The organism is Bacillus salitolerans (assembly GCF_042680805.1).
Lineage (GTDB): Bacteria > Bacillota > Bacilli > Bacillales > SA4 > Bacillus_CJ > Bacillus_CJ salitolerans.
Window position 1 is genome coordinate 145,749 of sequence record NZ_JBHUEM010000005.1, and the last position, 17,473, is coordinate 163,221.

A 17,473-nucleotide genomic window follows, 5' to 3' on the forward strand; every position below is an offset into this window, starting at 1 on the left:
TACTATTCTCCTTTTCGAAAGGTTAAGAAAATCTACGAATTGGGAACCTATTTTAGCTATACATCAGATTTTCTGAAGTTTCAGGATATAATACTCTGTTCTTACATGGGACTGTGAACAATGGAAACTCTGGTGAAAAATTGATTATTAAATACACTGTTGTTGGGATAAGTGGACATCAAAACAAAATATTACCATAGAGTTAGATTTGTATATTTGTAGTTTGAAAGAATCAGGTTTTAGAATTATCAAGTTCTGTATTTATTATATTCATTAAAATAGTAATAGTGAAAGGAGTGCATAAAATGAGAAGAACAATTATAGTTGCTTTTACACTATTTTTATTGGGTGGATTACTTGTGACTACAATTTTTTACGAACATATTCCAAAAGCAAATGCTTCTATTAATGTAGGAGATACATTGTTTGAAGATGAGTTCGTCAAGATATTTGTTAATTCATCATCAAATATTCAAGTAGCCATAAAAAAAACATGGAATTGGGAAAGTGTACCATATAACCGCAGCACGCATATGAGTTCAACACCTTCACCACAAGAATCAACCGATGATTTATGGGTTGACGTGTACGATCAAGAGGGAAACTATATAACTGGAACTAGCGATATCTCATTTGAAGTCTTCTATGACTCGCGATTAATTTATGGGAATATTACCTATACTTACAATCCAAGTATATATAGGTATGAAGCAAACGGAAGTTATATTCAAGGGAACAACGTAATTCCGGATTCACCAGGAAACATTACATTTAGTAGATCTTCATTTGACACCAGTAAGAGTTATAGAGTTGAGATTCAACTATCGAGTAGTACCATAGGTGGAGGAGTTTGGATAGTACAAGGTAGAGCATTAAAAAGTGTAAGTTTATCTTTTAATCAGAAACCAACTTTAACCCTTAGTACACCAAACAATCAAACACTTTCAGCCAAAAGTGGCAAGAACAGTTTACATATAAACGGTACTGTTAATGACCAAGACACAGGTAACCATCTATTAATTAAGTATTCTATCGATGGATTGTCTGGATATCAGAATAAGGTTTTGCCATAGGGGGAAAGAAATGGGAAAGGCTATAAATTTATTAAGTTTAATTCTATTACTGTTCGGAGTAGTGATAGTCACTTCAAGTACCTCAAAGATTGATAGAGTATTTGCGAATTCACCATTATATGAACAATCGCTTGCAGGTACTTATACAACTTCAAAAAACTACAAGTATGTTCCAAGTTCTTACGGATACTGTGACAATCCAGATTCTTCTTCAACAACCGTAAGTTTATCAAGTGATACAAAATTTCAGATATTGGATTTTATTGAGGATTACAGTGGTACTTCATCAAAACTGACAGTTAAATTTATTAATGGAAGTTCCTCAACAATCTATACATCAGCTCCTATCATAAATTACGGAGAATATGAACCAAGAATTAGGCTGTTAGATAATAGCGGAAATGTTATCTATACAGAAGCTTGGAAATATGGAATAAGGCTTTCCATTGATTTCAGTAGAAATGTATCAAAGTCTACAACAAATCAATATGACATTTACTTTGACAAAACGAAGAAGATTAAGGATATCTATATTGATCATTACATTCATATGGCTGGAGACTATGAGGGTTATACTGGTCCTTGGACGTTTTGTAATGGCTCAACGGGTACTCATTCAGGCAGCATCATCCGAATTAATACCTCTTATAATAGTGGAGTGATTACACCTTCTTCTAAGATTAATGTGGGAAATCTTTATAATCAAGTTCCGACATTGACATTAACAACTCCAAACAAACAGGTGTTATCCAATCTAAATGGAAATAATACACTTCAATTAAACGGAAGTGTAACTGACTCAAACGTAGACGATTCTATACTAATCAAGTACTCTATCGAAGGTTTGAGTGGACATCAGAATAAAGTATTACCATAGAAAGGAGGTTGAGAAGATGAAGAAGGCTAGTCTTTCATGTATTTTGTTACTAATTATAGGCATCTTGATTTTTGTTTCATATAAAGGTGTTATAGGAAAAGCATATGCTCAATCAACAACCATTATCGCAGACAATAATAATACACATGACACGTATGTCAACGGAGAGCCATCTTCGACAGGAAATATATATGGAAACCAAACACAACTAGTATTCGGACCCGAACCAGGGGGCAGATGGATGACCTTTATTAAGATTGATCTTAGTTCTATTCCTGTATCTCAAGTGGATGATGCAAAATTAAGACTCTATGTCTATGGAGGTACAAATCTTAACTCAACAATTACTTTATATGCAAGGGAAGTTACACAAGCATGGGATGAAGCGACCGAAGATGCATATGCTGGACCATCTTTCTTATGGACTACAACTCCTAGCAAAACATTTTTAGATACATACAGAGGATGGATAAACTTGATGTAAAGAATATTGTAAATAAATATTTATCAGGTTCTCCCAATTATGGATTTGCAGTAATGAGCCAAGAACAATCTAACTATTTCTATCTAACAGCGTACAGCTCTGAGTATTCGAATGTAGCATATCGTCCTCAATTAGTTGTTTCATATAATAATGCTCCTGAAATATCACTAACAACTGCTAACGGTCAAGTATTATCAGAGCTTAGTGGTAATAATAATCTTCAAATAAACGGGAATGTAATGGACGTTGACACAGGTGACAATCTATTAATCAAGTACTCTATTGATAACTTGAGTGGGCATCAAAACAAGATCTTGCCATAGAAGGAGGGAAGGAATGAAGAAAGTTTTCAATCTCGTATGTATCATAGTGGCTCTAATTGGAATTTTTATGATAACTTCGAATAACGACCATGTTGATAAGGTAAGTGCCAATACAAATCCTTGGATTTTGCAAGAAGTATTTACATCCGAGACACAAGGGTTTTACTTGGATAACCATATTTATGAATACGAAGCAAGAGTAAATATATATAACGCGTCATGGTCATCTTATACTATTAATGCAATTAAATATACGGATAATACTTATTCGGGTGTTACCTCAAATTCAACTTTTATTAATGATTCAATCAGCATGAATGAGACGGATATTCATACGGTTTTTGGACTTAATAATGGTTATTACAAATTCAGGGTAACTACGGGTTCCATAAAGGTAGAGTTACATAAAAGATTAAAAAACTCTAGTCCTTCTATTAATCTTTCAACCACTAATTATCAAGTATTATCAGAAGTTAGCAGCAACAATGTTCTTGTTTTAAATGGTAGTGTCCTAGATTCAGATATTGGTAACGTTATAAATGTGAAATATTCAGTTGATGGGTTAAGTGGTCATCAGAATAAGGTCATACCATAGTAGAAATGACATAAAAGGAGGAGAAAATGAATAAAAGAGTATATGTAACGGCATTGCTTCTGTGTATTGTTGTTGTATTCGTAATTTCTTCAAAGAGTGTATTTCTAAGTAGGGTACAGGCATTTTCCCATACTCCCGTAAATACACTCCCGATAAGTATTGATGCCACAAAATCACAAAATGGAAAATGGGATGTTTCAAATACCAGTAATCATGCTGCACAGGTTTATACTAGTAACTTAATGATTACTAATATGAGAATTAACAATGGTATAACTGAAGTTCAATTTTCTGGTTATGTTAGATTAAACTATAATGCTTATGGGGCTGGTTCACAATCATACACAACTGCGACGTTTATAGCAAAATTAAATGGTAATAACTTACCTTTAGAGTATGAGAATAATGGTAATAGTTACAATACAATCAGTAAATCAGCTCAGTGGACTCCGGATCTCAATACATGGTATCCAACATCTAACGGGAGTTTAAGTTTTTATTTTGAAAGTAGAGGTTATTGTACTCAATATAGTTCAAATGGTAGTCAGATGGTCGTTCAAGAACAAGGAACAATTAATTTAAACCAAGCACCTAGTCTGGCGTTATCAACAGCTAACAACCAGTTCCTTTCACAACAGACAAATAAGGACTTCCTTAGAGTATATGGAACAGTTTCCGACCAAAATAGTGGTGACGTATTAAATGTAAAATTCTCAATTGATGGTCTAGCAAACTATCAAAATAAGATTTTACCATAATTGTGTACTCGATATTGTGTACTCAATTCAAAACACTATAAATAAAGGATTCTCTGTAAATGTCTTTTAAAAGTATTCTAATTCCTTTGTATTAGGTACACAATATTGTATACACAAAAAACTCCTGACCTAAGCTAATAGGTAGGAGTTTCTTCAGGTAGTGGAACACTCTGCATGTAGCCTTTCTTAGCATGAAAGACGGTTTTATGCTTTGAGATTGTACCACATTCCATTAATTCATATAAATAATTGAGAACAGCTAAAGCCGCTGTTTTATTTGTTAAGAGTCTTTGTGGATCGGATGATACGATTTGTTCGCATGATACTGTACTTGGCTTTATTGTATCTTGATCTTCCAAGATATCGGGATAAAGTGAAGCAACAGGTTCTAATATCGTCTTGCCGTTTCGCTTCAATCCCGCTACAACCTGTCCAGTCCATCCACTTTCGTTATAAGCCTCGATTTCCTCTTTAGTCCATTTATCCTTCGGACGTTGCATAAAGTCCTTTGGTACGACCGCAGATTCATTTCCAACATCAATATATAGAAGGGTAGGAACTGATTCAAAAAATTCATGAAAGAGTTGACGTGAAAAATTATTGTCGACACATGATATTAGTATCGGAAGAATCACGACATGCTCACGATAGGTTCCACCTATATTTACATAGTCTGTACTGAATAAATTCCGTAAAGTCCTTAAATCTTCAATATATTCGTTGAAACATCCAATATTGATATTATAAGCAGCACGATAACGTTTTGCTAAAATATCGGCTTTGCTTTTACCTATATTAGTAGAGACATAGAGTTGGTTTTTAAGATTTTTCTCCTCGACTTGGTCTCCATCTGCAAGAACATACATAGCCTTATCCCCAAAAGAGGTAAGCATTTGTGCAATTTGAGGAACGAGGTTTGATCCTGTTCCGCCAACTCCGGCCTGTACGATGACAGGGAACAAAGTCTTACGTACATAAGGATAGTAATTGTAATTCGGTGTGAGTAGGTCAATCACTTTAGACATGATTATCCACCTCCACTACCGTAAGGTCATATTCAGTAGGAACGTCTTTAAATGGGTCCTCAAAGATTAGAAAAGGGGAGAGGTTAATATGCTGCTCGCTGGAAGGGTCAAAAACCCTAACCGTGATAGATGGAAAAAATGATTCCACTTTCCCAACGATTGCATAAAACACGCCACCTTGTCTTTCGCTTTCATCATCGAGTGAAGAAGGAACAGGCTTCATACGGTGATGCGAATGAATTTCACCAACTTTCATGAATTGTCGGTCCATTAATTTCATCGCTGTCACCATTGGTTCTTCTGTTCGTTCTACCCAATAGGTGTGAGCTACTTGCTGAGGAATATCCATAAAAAACTCTTTTGTTGCTCGATCATAATAAATATCAGCATGAACCTCACTTGGGAAATGTTCAAAATGCTTTGAAATCGCAATAAATTCCCGCAACAGTGAAAATGGAACACGTTCTGACGGAAAAGAGCCTTCCTGTAAGGAAGAGGAAGACTCTATGTTTATACAATCTATTGAAAGACCTTTCTTTTTCGCTTTAGGTACAGGCATTATCATGTTTTTTTGCTTGATATATACCATATCGGTATAGGCAGGCAATAAATCAGGATAATCCTTCTCTAAACGCTTACGAACTTCATTACCATCGATTTTCTTGAATTCCACATCTTCACTATCTTTCTTTTTAGATGGAAGTCCCTGTTCAATTTCTTCCGTTGAGAAGTAGTCTTGTATAGGGATTTGTTGGCCAAGATGAAAAATAAAGGTTTCATGATTGACTTCAAACGGTTCTTCCTTCTTTACTTCTTGTTTTTTCTTGGTGGATGAAAGATGTTCCGGTGTAGATTCCGCATTTTTCTTTTTATATTCCTCTAATTTCTTCTTGCGTTCTTCTTCTTCACGCTTCTTTTTAATAGCAACCTCATCTTCAATATTAAATAGGGAAAAAATATCGGTTTGTTGTGCGTTTTTCATTATAAATTCCTCCTGGTATTTGTTATCGTTATTACTCTCAATGTCTTATTAATCTTCTATGATATTAAATCTCGTACCAAACGATTTGTTGATGCTTACGAGCACCTCATCGTTAAAGTCTTTTTGATTAAATTCCGTGCTAAATAGTTCCCAACACGGTTTCTTTAAAGTCGTTTTAGCTCCATAGTCATGACTAAAAGGGGAGAGTAGAAAAATAGAATGTAAGGTTTCTAACCCTGATAGACAATCGATCTCAGGAAACTGATTTCCACCCATACAAACGTTACCGCTGTCATTCACATGCGAGTAAGGAAAGTGGAAGAGAGGTGTATCCTTATCAATACGTCTAGTACCTTTTACTGCATAAATGGAATTTAGTCTGACTTGCCATTTATTTTTATTATCCATTGAATTCTTAGTTGCTCCCCATTGAAAGATCATACGAGGAAAACCTACTGTAAATGGATTGTTGTTAAAGGAAATATTCCATTGTTGTTTTGGTATATCAACAAAGACCTCGTAGGATAGACCGCCTGACCCTCTAAGAAATTTAAAACAATTACGAGGTAGGTATGGACTTGGTGCCATTCCTATTTCCACTTGTGCGGACTCTAATAGTCTAATAATTTCAGTCAAGGTCATTTCATATTCCGATTCTTCTCCACTATCTTTTCTTTGGATGATAGATACATAATTATTGAAATTACGCGCTTTGTCGGTGATTGTAATCTGTAATTCCATTTCGTTCGTCCTCTCCGCGTTTAGTATATTTCTTGATTTCCTCTAGTAATATGAGCAAAGCCTCAAGAATCTCTGAGTAAACAAAAGCCCAATTTAACGAGATGACAACACCTGTTTGTTCAGGCAAAACATCAAAGTCTGGAAAGATTTCAGTAAAGTCCATCAACTTACTATCTTTACCTAGAAACTTTCCAACAAACTCTGCCCCTAGTGGTCCCTTTAATAAGGTTTCTAGTTCCTTATCCTTAATCAGGATAAAGGGTCCATCACCAGATACAATATCTTCGTAGTTCTCTCCTATCTCTGATTTAAGGTCTTCAGTATCAAAACTAAAGTAACTAAAAAGTTGAGTAAGTCCCTTTGTAAGGATCTCAATTCCCGCATCGTTTTCTTCATGGCTACTGACTCTTGGATCAGGAAAGGATTGTACATTTACTCCTTTATCATGAAAAATTTTCAACATGAGCAAATTATCGATAGAATATCGAAGGGCCTCATGTTCATAGACATCCATCATCATTTTTTTACCTCCCACTTCTAAATAAAGAAATCATCTTTATCTGGAAGATATCTCTTTTGTTCAGTATTCAACATTGTCCATAGCACTTCTGAAATTAGGTGATATTGCATATAAGCGTTCGTTGGGTCACATGTGAAATTTTCCCCACCATCATCCCATTGAAGGGGGATAGCTGCCAGCTCATAACTAGCTTTATTCACATCTTCAATTGTAAAGGAGTCGAAATCTATGTTTGTTGTAGACGTATCTTCCCAAACATACTTTACGACTTGTGGAAAGCCCAACTGCTCAGTCTCTAAGGATTCTTCCTTTTTTTTATACTTTTGTAATTCTTCACATAACTTCTCTATACTAAAATTCATTGTGACCTCCTAAATAGAGAAGAGGGGAGCATTATCAGCTCTCCTCTCAAATTTACTAATATGTTCGAACTGGCAAAATTAACTGTAATTCATCCAACACCTGTTCTGTCGAAGTTGGAGCAATCAGAAATGGTCTCATATCCCCGCTAAAAAGGAAATCAACCTCTGCCGCTTCCATTGACTTTAAAGCTTCCAATGCGTATTTCACACTAAAAGAGATGGTGAAGTCTTCTTCTCCTTCGTATGAACTATACTCAATATCGTTCTTACCCTTCCCACGTTGGTCTTGATAAGAGGATAGAGAGCAAACGCCATTGATATGCATTTTAACGACTCCAGATGTAGTACTTTCAATTGAATTACTCAGTTCTTTTAGGATCTCCAAACCATCTAGTAGTTCTTTACGATTAATGGTCATTTTTGATTTATGTTCAGTGGGAATTAAACGTGCTGTATCGGGATAATTTCCCTCTAGCAACCTAGAAAGGAAGAGGATATTACCACACTTTAAAAGAATTTGCGTTTCCGTACCATATAGCTTCACGTCATTCTCCATATTAAATACCTTTTGAGCATTATTTAAACTCTTAGCAGGTATGACAATTTTAAATTTCTCATCAGAATCACATGTTTGAGAAATCCTTGCTAAACGGTGTGAATCGGTGCAAACTAGTGTGCTTTTCCCATCTTCGACATTCAGTAGAATTCCTGTAAGGATAGGACGTGTTTCACTTGTACTTGCAGCAAACGCCGTCTTCCTTACAAAATCACTAAATTCCTCACCCTTTAAGGTAATATTTGGATTTCTCAAGTCAATGACAGGGAATTTGGGGTATTCTTCACCATCTAAACAATTCAAGTCAAAGTCTGACCGAGCAAACTTAACATTTAATGATAGTTCATTGGTGGTAAAGTGAATCACCTTTTTCGCTTTCTTAAGGATTTCAACGGTCTGTTTCGTAATGACAATTTTACCTGGTTCTACAACGTCGACAGCTTCACCATCGACCGGAATACAATATTGAACCGTTTCGGTTCCATCAGAACCCGTTAATACGATTTCCTCATTCGAAACATCCAATAAAATTCCTTGTAAAATTGGGATAGTTACCTTAGCAGAAACCACCTTTGATACCTTTTGTAAGCCCTCATTTATCACATGTGGATCGATTGTAAATTTCATATAAAAAAGCCTCCTCGTTTTTCTTAGATATTAATAAAAAAGGCACAAAGGGGAGTAAATCCTCTTTTATGCCTACCTCTCATCAACCTATGCTGATTTTACTTTTGATTCTGAACCAATCATCTCGATCACTTGAGCTACTTTTCCATCATCTAATCTAAAATAGAGATTCTCGACTTGGGAGATTTCATCATTTGGTAAGACAATCTGGCAATACTCTAATGCTTTGTCGATACTGATTCCGTTCTTTCTTGCGGTTGCAACAATATCCGAAACAGGTTTAATGGATTTGAAGTAAGCGCGTAATTCCTCTTGCGTTCCTTTACTAATTTCTTTAGCTCTAGTATTAGGATTCGCCTTAGTAAAAATAGCAGTTTTGTACTTCTGGTTTTTGTGTAATCCTACTATTTTCTCATGAGTGTCGATAATCTTTAATACTTCTTCTCGATTAAACTCTTTCGCTTTCGGTGGTTGTTTCCCCGAATGTTGCTGAGAATTGCCTCTTTGCCCTTGATTAGAACTCTGTTTCGAGCCCTTTTGGGATGTCTCTTGGTGCTGGTCATTCTTCTGTGATTGTTTCTCTCCAATTGGTAATGCCCAGGATGGTAGTTGAGGATTATCCCAATACTTAGGTTGACCATTTACCTTCTGGTAGTTTTGACCACTATCTTTTAGAGGAACCCACTGTTCATTAAGGTTATATAGATACCTACCAATTCCCAAATGAACGGCACATCTTTTCATAGAGTTTGAGTATGCTGTTTTAATAGGATCAACCTTATCATTGTTGTCACTAACCTTAAACTCACACCCATCTTCCTTGAAAATCCACTCATCATTAATTTTCACCCATAAACGACATTTCACACCGTAGTTTTCACCAAAACCACTCAATTGATAGAATTCATTCTTCCAATTGCTAAAGCCAAATACCTGATCTAACCGATTCATGATGGCTCGGTTGCTAATATAAGGTGCTACGGCTGCTTTTTTCTTGTCATTCGATGTGCGTTGAACTCTCCATTCTACATCCTTTGCCTCAAACGGAGCTTGTAATAACTCCATAACCCCGTTTAGATTTCCAGCAACATTTGTACAATTTTCCTGCATGTTCGTCATAGAAAACACTCTCCCTTAAGTTTGATAAATAAAAAAGAGTAGTATTCAGCTAGTCACTAGCTAAAAACTACTCTTCAACCACTCAATCCGATTCCTTTTTTTTGTTTGTTTATGAAAAACAAAAAGAGCCCTTGGACTGTTTAATTCGATAACAAATATTCCAGTGTCAGAAAGACAGAATATAAGTATCTAATAAACAAGCCCAAAGGCTCCGTATGTTTACTCATTAACCCGCTAACCTATACAAATAGGTTGCTAACAAAAAGAAAAAAGAAAAAGTAATTACTTTATATTATAGTAGACTTAGCAAATAATAACAATATTTTATTAACAGGACGGTGCTTAGATGAAAAGATATGTGTTGATGACTGATAGCTTTGACTTTAGAGTAAATAATTTAACTAAGAAAATAGAGGATCATTTTGGAATAATGAAGCTAAGGAAATGTGGAAACAAACTAAGAGGACGATAGTAGATGGTTTAGTAGCAACCTATGGAGTTGTAAATATTGGAGAAAAAGTAGATAACTTCATCGAATTAGGTATTCAACCGCTATCTATTATCGCCTACCATAATGTCTATTTTCAACAAGTTAAAGATTCTTATATTATGGGAAGCTATTATCCCGCCCTTACAGGTGCTTGTTCGTTAGGAGAACGGATCTTAAACCACTTAATCCTCACACTTAGAGATCATCATAAAGGTACTCCTGAATATCAAAAGGTTTTTAGGAAAAAGTCCTTTGACAATTGGGATATAGTAATAAGTACATTAGAAGCATGGGGAATTTTTACTCCTGACGTTGTTAGCGCATTTAATAAACTCAAGTTAATTAGAAATAAATCGATTCACTTTAATTTGGAAACAGAGAACAGTGAACAAGTGAAAAAGGATGCTCTTGAAGCAATTCATTTACTGACTGATATTATTAGTTTTCAATTTAGTGCATTTTATAAGGGACAGCCTTGGTTAATACCAGGAATGTATCAGAATAGAGGGATAATAAAGAAAGGTGCAGAAAATTTACCGTTCGTAAAAGAGATACTAGTACCAAATAGTGAAAAATTAGGATATGCATACATATGGTAGACATCAAGATGGAACTTTAATTCCACAAGATAATCACACCTATGCAAACAATGAAATAACAGATGAAGAGTACCGACGACTATACAACATCCATCATAAATAATTAAATCTTGATGATAAATTAGTTTATTTTATACTAAAAAGAAGGTATGATTAACTTATTCAACTCATATAATTAAATAACCTTAATAGCGAATACCGCTCATATTTTTCCTGTACCAACAGGTGAAGTATGGGCTTTTTTATTTGTCTACAACCGAATATAGAAAGGAGATACCCAAATGATGATAGATAATTTTAAAGATATATCCGTAATTGATGATGTTGAACGAATGATTATTCTTCGAAAAAGATTACGGATTAAACAATATGAACTTGCTCGTGCAATCGGTGTAACTGCTAATTACTTAGGAGATGTTGAAAATTATAAATTAGCCTTTACACCCAAGTTAGTAAAAAGACTAAATGAATACCTAAAAAGAGTAGAATTGGAGCAGCTGGAAGATGGACAAGATTCTCATAGCATTTAACGAAAAGAAAACGATTGATAAAATCGGCCAGTTTTTCCAAACTCATTATGAGAAAATGGAAGGTCTGGAAGTAGAGATTGAAGGAATCTCTTCTTTGGATCTACTGCGTGAGAAGTTTAATCAAGGCTATTTCATCATTGTGACGGGGAATGAATTTCTACATGATGATGTGAATTTATTAACCCAAATGAAAAATCATAGTCTTGTTATCTTCTTATCAGACCAGGAGGACAAATTAATTGAAAGTCCTCATTTTCTACAATATAAAAACTTTCAAGATATACAGCAATGGATTGTGATCCATAACTTTCGTAACATCAAAGAAGAATCTCTGGAGGATGAAGGGAACGAACAACAGGATTCTGATTCTGCTTCACCGAACAAAAATCCATTTCTCCAAGACGGAGACAGTGACAATCAAAATTCGGTTCATGTTGAGAATAAAGGATTATCTGAACCTCCAGCGCCCCCCAATGAGGAACTTAAGGAAAGGAACCAAACTCAACCTACTAAGGAGTCAGCTGAGGACGCGGTAACGGAACAGGAAGATAATCAGGAAGATGAATCCTCTGATAAAGATGAAAAACCAGGGAAAGAAGATGAACGGTCTCCGGTAGATAACAAAGAGCAAGAGGATAAAGGTGAACCAAGTGAAAAAATTCCACGGGTATCCGCAAAAGAACTGAAAAACAAGGAGGCAGAACAAGCTTCTAAACAAGATAAAGTTCCCATCGAGAGCGTAGACTTTGATGGACGTGCATTAGAAATACGAAAATCATCCTTCCTAAAAGCGAAATGGGACCGAAACAAAACGATTGCCATATGGTCGCCACTACATCGTGTAGGTATTACCACTCTTGCGATTAACTTTGGAATCTTTCTTGGTAGAGAACGTGTTCTAACGGCTGTACTGGAAGGGTTAAATGAACAGCATATCATGAAATCTATGTTAAGTAGATACAGTCATGCACCTAAGAATTGGGTTTCATATTCGAATGCCTTGCATGATAAACACGCACCTGTTGATCGTGTCGTATGGAACTATCAAGGTGTCAACTGGCTCCCGCTTGATGATAAAGACACGAAATACAAATGGACTAAAGAAGGACTCTTTCATTTTTTCAATGGGGTAAATTACTTTGATGTGGTTTTAGTGGATCTGCCGAGTGGAAAAATGGCCAATTATACAGAATTAGCCTTAGAGCATGTAGACGAACTTTGGATTGTGGTAGATGATAGCTTTCAACAAATCATGGCATGGAAGAAATATATACATTCTCTTATCGAACATTATTCAGTAGAGGCAAAGCTTATCTTTAATAAAAAGTATGAGTTTTCACAAGAGAAGAAACTTTCGGCAGACTTGGATATTCCCTTGTTATCGTCTATCCCTCAGCTGTCACCATATGTGATGAGAAATTATTATGAGAAAACACCTATTGTTCTACATAGAGATGTATATCAACAAGTCAAAAGTCCGTTTACCAATATGGGGAAACATTTACTAGGTGACTCTTTTATAGTGAAAGATGAAAAGCCATCTTTCGTAAGAAAAGTAGCTTCTTTGTTTAAGAGATAATTGAAAGGTAGAAAAGAAATTGGTATAGTGAACGTATAACACTTTTCTTTTTTTTCTTTTCTAGGCAATCCAAATGGATGGATTAGCGGGTATCTTAACAAACAATAAGCGGACTATGTGTTCGAGTAGATAACTTCTCTTTGTTATGTAGAAGTTAAGTAAAACTATTCGCACATAGACCGCTTTTTTTGTTGTCAAAAAACAATAAAGGAGGTCTAACGAATGGGCAATCCAATGTATCAAATGAAAATGAGGAGTATTCGTAAAATCTTAATGGGTGGTTCTGATTTTGGTGTGATCAAGATTGGCAACCACTCAAAAAAGCGGCTTGCCAAAAGAGGGTATACTCGGAGAGATATTGTTTGTTGTCTAATGAACGGTACAGTTCATGAAGTACAAACAGGCTTTCACAATGAGGCCCAGAAAACCTGTTTCAATTATGTTATTACAGGTGCAGATTATGATAACAATCCGGTGGTCGTGGTATTAGCAGAAGTAACAGAGAAGCTTTTTCACGTTGTAACGGTGATGCCACCTACGGATCACAGTCGCTTTGATTGTTGTATTTAGGACATTAGTAAACGTTGAGGGGTGTTTTCTATGACAGTAAGAAATACGTTACGACGAACTAGAATACCAAATTGGTATGAGTTGTATCGTGAGGCGTGTCCTGTTTGTGGCAAGGTAGGAGGATGCATGATAAACAATGAAGGTGCTGCTGTTGCGTGTATTCGTACAGAAAGTGATACAACCTTCAGTAAAAATTCAAGTGCTCCTTCTTGGTTACATTTTCTAAAAGGCAAGAAAAAACGAGAGAAAATTGATGCAGTAGCGGTTGAGAAAATGGGAGAAGAGAAGAGAGAGAATTCCTTCCTTCATACTGTTTTCAGAGGATTAATTGATTGTACAACCTTGTCAGATGCACATTATGAACATCTGACAAGTCCATCAAGACAGTTAACCGATGAACAAATATACGTACGAGAATATCGAAGCTTTCCAGAAAAACCGTGGGCCACTGCAAAAGAGATTCAATCTTTAACAGGAATTCAAGACTTTACTGGTGTTCCTGGCTTTTTTGAAGCTAAAGGAAAATATGGTCCTTTGTGGAACATTGCTGGTGGAGAAGGTATTCTGATTCCGTTTCGTAATCACTACAACGAAATTGTAGGATTCCAGTACCGAGTTGATAATCCACCGAATGTGGCGACTCTTAGTAGAGGAGAAAAAGGGTTACAGGCTACCGTGAAGGAGCAGCCGAATCTTGTACAAGTTTCTTACGAAGGTGAAATCATCTTTGAAGAATACCTTGAACTCAAGAAACCCGCTAATCTCTTTCAAGGAACGAAACATTTTGGAACAGTTGAGTTAAAGAAAGGAAATCGCTACTTTTGGGTCTCTAGTGGTAAAAAGCCGAAAGGGACAGGAGCGGGCGATCCAACACCTGTTCATATTGCTGTTCCTTCAGAAAGACTACGAAACTGGAAGACAGGAACACTTATGAAAGCAAACACGGCTTGGATATCTGAAGGACCATTAAAATGTGATATTGCTAGTGAGCTAACGTCACAATTATTTGATCCTTTGGAATTAGACGATGTGGGAACGACTTTTTTAGCGTTACCAGGAGCCGGAGGATGGAGATTAGCGATCCCAATCTTACAAGAGATGGGAGTAAAGAAAGTGAATTTTGCTTTTGATGCTGACTCTATGAGTAATCCCTTTGTAAAAGTCCACTTACTTGAATGTTTAAAAGAGTGCAAGAAGTTAGGCTTTGAAGGGAACCTCGTAATATGGAATGAAAATGAATATAAAGGAATCGATGATGCTCTAATTTCTAGGGTACTTCCACAATTCAAGAGGCTTTTTTAATCCGCTAGCAATCATTTGTTAGTGGATTTTTATTAAAAAAATTTAAGGAGTGGATACAATGGCATTTAAGCTGATTTGTGAAGTATGCAATAAAGAAAGCAAACTTGACATTGAACATGAAGGTATATCAAAAGGTGGTATCTACGAGAATGGAGAAGTCCTTTTATCTCTTGGAGACTTTGAAATAGACTCTGTTTCTTGCGTATGTGGAAACAGTATTGAAAAGGACAGTAAATAGCTAGATAAAGGAGTTTGTAAAAATGTTTGAAAAAGAAATTTGTCCAGTTTGTAATGGGTTAGGATATTTCGAGTATGAAACTGGCGTTGAACATAGTGGAGTTGTAGAAATCGCTAAAGAAAAATGCGGTTGTCAGGAAGAAAAGTAGAAGAAGGCGTTTTTATATGGATAAGACAAATACTGCGAGGAGGAAAAGATATGAGATATCCAACATATGAAGAAATAAAAGCCGAACAAGAAATGATTGAAAAGGCAGAATTAGAAAATTGGCACTTAGCAAATAAGATTGATTCTTACGAGGGTGAAGATTAATGTTCAGTTTTTAATGGTTAAATATCAGCTGAATAATGCCTAAAATGTTTGTGTTTTACGTTTCTAATACGGATAAGACACATATAACCCAATAAGGAGGTTTTTATATTGAAAGAAAAATTTATTGTTAAAAGTTATTGGTGCAAGGCAGATAAACTTCAAGAAAGTATGAACGAACACTATAAAAATGGCTATTATCCCAAAGAAATAAAAATGAATCCTTATCAAGATGAGGTGGAAGGATTTATCATTTACGAGTTAAAGGATTGATACACAGCACGAAGAATTAGTGACTTTAAAGAGAGTGTGAGTACCTAGAGAAATAAGTAAATCAAACTTAGGAGGAAAGTAACAATGTCAAAAGATACCGCAACAAATATCCAAAGAAGAGTAATAGAAGCTGCAAAGAGTTGGGATGAAGAAAGATTACATATCGAATTAGGGTTCTTAATTTTAACTCAAGCCGATGAGAAACTAGAGGAACTGTTCTTTGATGATATTGCGACTGAAGAAGAACACAAGGAAAGTAAATTATTTGTTCAGTACGAGGGCGAAACAGATTAACTAAACAAAGGGTGAGAGTATGAATGTTATCAAAATGCACAATAAAACGGAGGATCAACGTACAAAAGCTATTCGTATCTTAGAACTGAAAGATTCTTTTCTTTCATTCAAAGAAAGCGGAGAAGTGAGTTATGCGTTTAATGTCTTGAAAAACTGCTTGTCACTTGTAAATGATGTTATGGCATATTCTAATCCTATTAAGCTGTGTGAGTTCTATCAAAATTATGCAGACTCATTCATAGAAAGCAGCTTAGACCGTAAAGAAGGAAGATTTAACTACTTCAATACGTTTGACTATGATCATGCTGAATTTTACAAGTGGGGACAGAGCAATGACCTTGCGCCAAGGTTCTATGGCAAACAATGGTTTAGTAGGTGTCTTGGAAAGGCTAGGAATGACATTAGAGGAAATAGAAAAGAGATACTATTCATATCTAGGACATGAAGTTACACATCAAACTACCATATTTGATTTCTAGAGCGTATCTTGAAAAGATATAGTAAATGACCTTGAATCTAGGGGATTTGAGTAATCAATAAGATTTTTGAATAGGGAAGGGGTAAAACCTTCCCTATCTCTAACTCTAGTATGGCAGTAAAATATTTCATTGATTTTTCCATCCATTTCTACTAATATAGAAATTGTTAAGTCATAGAATCATACATTTACAACTTTATATAAAACAATGGGAATTCCCCAATAAAAACATGAAGAGACACAAGCAAAGTCTTGTGCGCTATCTTTCATCGTGTTTTTATTGGGGAATTTTTTTGTTTGTAAAAAATTGTACCCACAATTAACGGAGGTGTAAAAAATTGAAAAACGCAAAAAAGTTTCTATCCCTATTAGCTGTCCTAGCTGTTGCTGTCCTGGTAATGAACTTTGCACCAGTTGATGCTGCAGCAAAAGTAGACATCAGTGACGCTCTTAGTAAATCAGGTATTAGTAGTGGTAACTCACTAGAAACAGCTGGACTATTCAAAGATCTGAACACAATTGTAGGGATTATTATTGCGATCGGTGGATTTTGGATTATCGGATGCTTAGTATGGGGTGGAATGACATTAGCTGGTGCTGGTGGAAACCCACAAAAAAGAACAGAGGGATTCATAAAACTTTCCATGGTGTTAGTCGGAGCCTACATTATTGTTAAAGCTTACGACATAGCGGGATACATCACGAATATAGGTTAATCGTCTTTGTAGAGAATCCCTTCTTCAACATAGAAGAGGGGATAATTTTTACC

Annotated in this window: 24 protein-coding genes; 17 read left to right on the top strand and 7 right to left on the bottom strand. The window is 35.6% G+C overall.

Annotated elements, in window-relative coordinates:
• Window positions 1-305 precede the first annotated feature (305 nt).
• From ACFSCX_RS06705 to ACFSCX_RS06730, 6 genes are read left to right on the top strand one after another with little or no spacing between them, the layout of a single operon-like run.
• Window positions 306-1,073 (top strand): hypothetical protein, encoded by a 768-nt coding sequence (locus ACFSCX_RS06705; RefSeq protein WP_377927402.1) that lies wholly within the window; start codon window positions 306-308, stop codon window positions 1,071-1,073.
• Window positions 1,074-1,083: 10 nt separating this feature from the next.
• Window positions 1,084-1,950 (top strand): hypothetical protein, encoded by an 867-nt coding sequence (locus tag ACFSCX_RS06710; RefSeq protein WP_377927403.1) that lies wholly within the window; start codon window positions 1,084-1,086, stop codon window positions 1,948-1,950.
• A 16-nt stretch (window positions 1,951-1,966) separates the two neighbouring features.
• Window positions 1,967-2,434 (top strand): CBM96 family carbohydrate-binding protein, encoded by a 468-nt coding sequence (locus ACFSCX_RS06715; RefSeq protein WP_377927404.1) that lies wholly within the window; start codon window positions 1,967-1,969, stop codon window positions 2,432-2,434.
• Window positions 2,416-2,757: a DNRLRE domain-containing protein gene (locus ACFSCX_RS06720; RefSeq protein ID WP_377927405.1), complete on the top strand. Its 342-nt coding sequence runs from the start codon at window positions 2,416-2,418 to the stop codon at window positions 2,755-2,757. The genes ACFSCX_RS06715 and ACFSCX_RS06720 overlap by 19 nt, the downstream gene beginning before the upstream one ends.
• A 13-nt stretch (window positions 2,758-2,770) precedes the next feature.
• On the top strand, window positions 2,771-3,352 hold the full coding sequence (locus ACFSCX_RS06725; RefSeq protein WP_377927406.1) for a hypothetical protein: 582 nt from the start codon (window positions 2,771-2,773) through the stop codon (window positions 3,350-3,352).
• Window positions 3,353-3,378: 26 nt separating this feature from the next.
• Window positions 3,379-4,110 (top strand): hypothetical protein, encoded by a 732-nt coding sequence (locus ACFSCX_RS06730; protein ID WP_377927407.1) that lies wholly within the window; start codon window positions 3,379-3,381, stop codon window positions 4,108-4,110.
• Window positions 4,111-4,244: 134 nt separating this feature from the next.
• On the opposite strand, the gene ACFSCX_RS06735 is transcribed toward ACFSCX_RS06730, so the two are convergent.
• The 7 genes from ACFSCX_RS06735 to ACFSCX_RS06765 all read right to left on the bottom strand — a co-directional run bounded on the left by ACFSCX_RS06735 (window position 4,245) and on the right by ACFSCX_RS06765 (window position 10,042).
• Window positions 4,245-5,135: a ThiF family adenylyltransferase gene (locus ACFSCX_RS06735; protein ID WP_377927408.1), complete on the bottom strand. Its 891-nt coding sequence runs from the start codon at window positions 5,133-5,135 to the stop codon at window positions 4,245-4,247.
• Entirely contained in the window at window positions 5,128-6,117 is a 990-nt protein-coding gene (locus ACFSCX_RS06740; RefSeq protein ID WP_377927409.1) for a hypothetical protein, read from the bottom strand. Before ACFSCX_RS06740 ends, ACFSCX_RS06735 begins: the two co-directional genes overlap by 8 nt.
• Before the next feature lie 48 nt (window positions 6,118-6,165).
• On the bottom strand, window positions 6,166-6,858 hold the full coding sequence (locus tag ACFSCX_RS06745; protein WP_377927410.1) for a hypothetical protein: 693 nt from the start codon (window positions 6,856-6,858) through the stop codon (window positions 6,166-6,168).
• Window positions 6,821-7,378, bottom strand: a complete 558-nt coding sequence (locus ACFSCX_RS06750) for a hypothetical protein (protein ID WP_377927411.1) — start codon at window positions 7,376-7,378, stop codon at window positions 6,821-6,823. Before ACFSCX_RS06750 ends, ACFSCX_RS06745 begins: the two co-directional genes overlap by 38 nt.
• Before the next feature lie 17 nt (window positions 7,379-7,395).
• On the bottom strand, window positions 7,396-7,740 hold the full coding sequence (locus tag ACFSCX_RS06755; RefSeq protein ID WP_377927412.1) for a hypothetical protein: 345 nt from the start codon (window positions 7,738-7,740) through the stop codon (window positions 7,396-7,398).
• Window positions 7,741-7,795: 55 nt separating this feature from the next.
• Window positions 7,796-8,923 carry a DNA polymerase III subunit beta gene (dnaN, locus tag ACFSCX_RS06760; RefSeq protein ID WP_377927413.1) on the bottom strand — a complete coding sequence of 376 codons (1,128 nt, stop codon included), beginning with the start codon at window positions 8,921-8,923 and terminating at the stop codon, window positions 7,796-7,798.
• A gap of 87 nt (window positions 8,924-9,010) precedes the next feature.
• Window positions 9,011-10,042, bottom strand: a complete 1,032-nt coding sequence (locus tag ACFSCX_RS06765; protein ID WP_377927414.1) for a Rad52/Rad22 family DNA repair protein — start codon at window positions 10,040-10,042, stop codon at window positions 9,011-9,013.
• A gap of 444 nt (window positions 10,043-10,486) precedes the next feature.
• On the opposite strand from ACFSCX_RS06765, the gene ACFSCX_RS06770 reads away from it, so the two are divergent.
• From ACFSCX_RS06770 to ACFSCX_RS06820, 11 genes are all read left to right on the top strand, one after another.
• A complete protein-coding gene (locus ACFSCX_RS06770) occupies window positions 10,487-11,131 on the top strand; it encodes a hypothetical protein (RefSeq protein WP_377927415.1) in 645 nt (214 codons plus the stop codon).
• A gap of 281 nt (window positions 11,132-11,412) precedes the next feature.
• On the top strand, window positions 11,413-11,661 hold the full coding sequence (locus ACFSCX_RS06775; protein WP_377927416.1) for a helix-turn-helix domain-containing protein: 249 nt from the start codon (window positions 11,413-11,415) through the stop codon (window positions 11,659-11,661).
• Window positions 11,636-13,240 carry a hypothetical protein gene (locus ACFSCX_RS06780; protein ID WP_377927417.1) on the top strand — a complete coding sequence of 535 codons (1,605 nt, stop codon included), beginning with the start codon at window positions 11,636-11,638 and terminating at the stop codon, window positions 13,238-13,240. The genes ACFSCX_RS06775 and ACFSCX_RS06780 overlap by 26 nt, the downstream gene beginning before the upstream one ends.
• A gap of 222 nt (window positions 13,241-13,462) precedes the next feature.
• Window positions 13,463-13,810, top strand: a complete 348-nt coding sequence (locus tag ACFSCX_RS06785; RefSeq protein ID WP_377927418.1) for a DUF4258 domain-containing protein — start codon at window positions 13,463-13,465, stop codon at window positions 13,808-13,810.
• 30 nt (window positions 13,811-13,840) lie between these two features.
• Window positions 13,841-15,112, top strand: a complete 1,272-nt coding sequence (locus tag ACFSCX_RS06790; RefSeq protein ID WP_377927419.1) for a hypothetical protein — start codon at window positions 13,841-13,843, stop codon at window positions 15,110-15,112.
• 58 nt (window positions 15,113-15,170) lie between these two features.
• Window positions 15,171-15,350, top strand: coding sequence for a hypothetical protein (locus tag ACFSCX_RS06795; RefSeq protein ID WP_377927420.1), 180 nt, complete (start codon window positions 15,171-15,173; stop codon window positions 15,348-15,350).
• Between the two features lie 22 nt (window positions 15,351-15,372).
• Complete coding sequence (locus tag ACFSCX_RS06800; RefSeq protein WP_377927421.1) at window positions 15,373-15,498, top strand: hypothetical protein; 126 nt, start codon at window positions 15,373-15,375, stop codon at window positions 15,496-15,498.
• Between the two features lie 272 nt (window positions 15,499-15,770).
• Window positions 15,771-15,932: a hypothetical protein gene (locus tag ACFSCX_RS06805; protein WP_377927422.1), complete on the top strand. Its 162-nt coding sequence runs from the start codon at window positions 15,771-15,773 to the stop codon at window positions 15,930-15,932.
• Between the two features lie 84 nt (window positions 15,933-16,016).
• Complete coding sequence (locus tag ACFSCX_RS06810; RefSeq protein WP_377927423.1) at window positions 16,017-16,226, top strand: hypothetical protein; 210 nt, start codon at window positions 16,017-16,019, stop codon at window positions 16,224-16,226.
• 19 nt (window positions 16,227-16,245) lie between these two features.
• The gene (locus tag ACFSCX_RS06815) at window positions 16,246-16,671 is read left to right on the top strand and encodes a hypothetical protein (protein WP_377927424.1); all 426 of its coding nucleotides are present in this window, start codon (window positions 16,246-16,248) and stop codon (window positions 16,669-16,671) included.
• Between the two features lie 371 nt (window positions 16,672-17,042).
• Window positions 17,043-17,420: a hypothetical protein gene (locus tag ACFSCX_RS06820; RefSeq protein ID WP_377927425.1), complete on the top strand. Its 378-nt coding sequence runs from the start codon at window positions 17,043-17,045 to the stop codon at window positions 17,418-17,420.
• Window positions 17,421-17,473: the final 53 nt, after the last annotated feature.

Excerpts from the sequence above, each read along its gene's own strand:
- ACFSCX_RS06705 (WP_377927402.1), top strand. The coding sequence starts at position 306 with ATGAGAAGAACAATTATAGTTGCTTTTACACTATTTTTATTGGGTGGA.
- ACFSCX_RS06710 (WP_377927403.1), top strand. The coding sequence starts at position 1,084 with ATGGGAAAGGCTATAAATTTATTAAGTTTAATTCTATTACTGTTCGGA.
- ACFSCX_RS06715 (WP_377927404.1), top strand. The coding sequence starts at position 1,967 with ATGAAGAAGGCTAGTCTTTCATGTATTTTGTTACTAATTATAGGCATC.
- ACFSCX_RS06720 (WP_377927405.1), top strand. The coding sequence starts at position 2,416 with ATGGATAAACTTGATGTAAAGAATATTGTAAATAAATATTTATCAGGT.
- ACFSCX_RS06725 (WP_377927406.1), top strand. The coding sequence starts at position 2,771 with ATGAAGAAAGTTTTCAATCTCGTATGTATCATAGTGGCTCTAATTGGA.
- ACFSCX_RS06730 (WP_377927407.1), top strand. The coding sequence starts at position 3,379 with ATGAATAAAAGAGTATATGTAACGGCATTGCTTCTGTGTATTGTTGTT.
- ACFSCX_RS06735 (WP_377927408.1), bottom strand. The coding sequence starts at position 5,135 with ATGTCTAAAGTGATTGACCTACTCACACCGAATTACAATTACTATCCT.
- ACFSCX_RS06740 (WP_377927409.1), bottom strand. The coding sequence starts at position 6,117 with ATGAAAAACGCACAACAAACCGATATTTTTTCCCTATTTAATATTGAA.
- ACFSCX_RS06745 (WP_377927410.1), bottom strand. The coding sequence starts at position 6,858 with ATGGAATTACAGATTACAATCACCGACAAAGCGCGTAATTTCAATAAT.
- ACFSCX_RS06750 (WP_377927411.1), bottom strand. The coding sequence starts at position 7,378 with ATGATGATGGATGTCTATGAACATGAGGCCCTTCGATATTCTATCGAT.
- ACFSCX_RS06755 (WP_377927412.1), bottom strand. The coding sequence starts at position 7,740 with ATGAATTTTAGTATAGAGAAGTTATGTGAAGAATTACAAAAGTATAAA.
- dnaN (WP_377927413.1), bottom strand. The coding sequence starts at position 8,923 with ATGAAATTTACAATCGATCCACATGTGATAAATGAGGGCTTACAAAAG.
- ACFSCX_RS06765 (WP_377927414.1), bottom strand. The coding sequence starts at position 10,042 with ATGACGAACATGCAGGAAAATTGTACAAATGTTGCTGGAAATCTAAAC.
- ACFSCX_RS06770 (WP_377927415.1), top strand. The coding sequence starts at position 10,487 with ATGTGGAAACAAACTAAGAGGACGATAGTAGATGGTTTAGTAGCAACC.
- ACFSCX_RS06775 (WP_377927416.1), top strand. The coding sequence starts at position 11,413 with ATGATGATAGATAATTTTAAAGATATATCCGTAATTGATGATGTTGAA.
- ACFSCX_RS06780 (WP_377927417.1), top strand. The coding sequence starts at position 11,636 with ATGGACAAGATTCTCATAGCATTTAACGAAAAGAAAACGATTGATAAA.
- ACFSCX_RS06785 (WP_377927418.1), top strand. The coding sequence starts at position 13,463 with ATGGGCAATCCAATGTATCAAATGAAAATGAGGAGTATTCGTAAAATC.
- ACFSCX_RS06790 (WP_377927419.1), top strand. The coding sequence starts at position 13,841 with ATGACAGTAAGAAATACGTTACGACGAACTAGAATACCAAATTGGTAT.
- ACFSCX_RS06795 (WP_377927420.1), top strand. The coding sequence starts at position 15,171 with ATGGCATTTAAGCTGATTTGTGAAGTATGCAATAAAGAAAGCAAACTT.
- ACFSCX_RS06800 (WP_377927421.1), top strand. The coding sequence starts at position 15,373 with ATGTTTGAAAAAGAAATTTGTCCAGTTTGTAATGGGTTAGGATATTTC.
- ACFSCX_RS06810 (WP_377927423.1), top strand. The coding sequence starts at position 16,017 with ATGTCAAAAGATACCGCAACAAATATCCAAAGAAGAGTAATAGAAGCT.
- ACFSCX_RS06815 (WP_377927424.1), top strand. The coding sequence starts at position 16,246 with ATGAATGTTATCAAAATGCACAATAAAACGGAGGATCAACGTACAAAA.